Here is an 811-nt window from a genome sequence, read left to right as displayed (position 1 = left end):
CCGTCGATCTGATGCGTGTGTTGAAACGCGCCCTTGATCCGAAAAACCTGATGAATCCAGGCAAAATCTTCAGTCTCTAGGCGCCGCCACCGGACGGAGAAGGTTTTGCCGTGTTGGTCACCATCGGTCAAAACTAGATCGCCCGCGCGGTCGTCCCGATCGTCGCGATTGGCGCATAACGTCTTTATTCCGGGCAGCCCTGGGCGCCACACCGGGTTCCGTCAAAGCTCAGGTTGCCCGTCCCCAAAAAAGAGTAGGTTCTTAATTCATATCAGGACATCTCTCTCGATCCGAGCGTTCGGCTGAAGGGCAGTGATCCGGCTTGCCGTTTGATAATGGGGTAGACGACTGGAGGCACTGGTCCCTCGTGCGGCGTCGCCAGTTGGGCGATGTTGTCCGCATCGGCGTGGGTGCACCGCTGGTTGTGCCGGACATAGTCGAGCCAGGTCGCTACATGATAGCGCTCGACCCATAAAAGCGGATCGCCGAGATCACGCAGCGATGCCCAGTGCCGCGCCATCGCGAGGGCGCATACGGCCGCGCTCGCCCATCACCCTGAGGAATGTGACGATATCTTTCTGCGCAATGCAATATTCGATGGGGACCGCTGTTTCAGGCTCCGTCCAGCGGTCAGCGGATCAAGGTTGAGATCACTTCCTAAGGCGCCAAGCGGCGTGCGAATGTGGCTGAAGGCCAAAAAATTTTTTCGGCTAAATTATTCAATAAAATCAAAGCCAAAGTATTTTGTCGGTCTTGTTCGCGGCGGTGATGTGCACGATATTAATTTTCTTTCGGTATTTCAACGCATTAC

At 55.4% G+C, this 811-nt stretch carries 2 protein-coding genes; one reads left to right on the top strand and one right to left on the bottom strand.

Features of this window, described 5'->3' with window-relative positions; genetic code table 11:
- Positions 1–8 precede the first annotated feature (8 nt).
- Positions 9–80, top strand: coding sequence for an FAD-linked oxidase C-terminal domain-containing protein (locus tag AC1DZC_RS19895; protein WP_477044469.1), 72 nt, complete (start codon positions 9–11; stop codon positions 78–80).
- 191 nt (positions 81–271) lie between these two features.
- Here AC1DZC_RS19895 and AC1DZC_RS19890 read toward each other — a convergent pair whose 3' ends face one another.
- Positions 272–520, bottom strand: coding sequence for an MFS transporter (locus tag AC1DZC_RS19890; protein WP_477044468.1), 249 nt, complete (start codon positions 518–520; stop codon positions 272–274).
- Between the last annotated feature and the right edge of the window lie 291 nt (positions 521–811).

It is taken from the genome of Cellulomonas sp. P2_B4, from assembly GCF_056404795.1.
The sequence above is the reverse complement of the archived record's forward strand: the minus strand, read 5'-3'. Positions and strand labels throughout refer to the sequence as shown.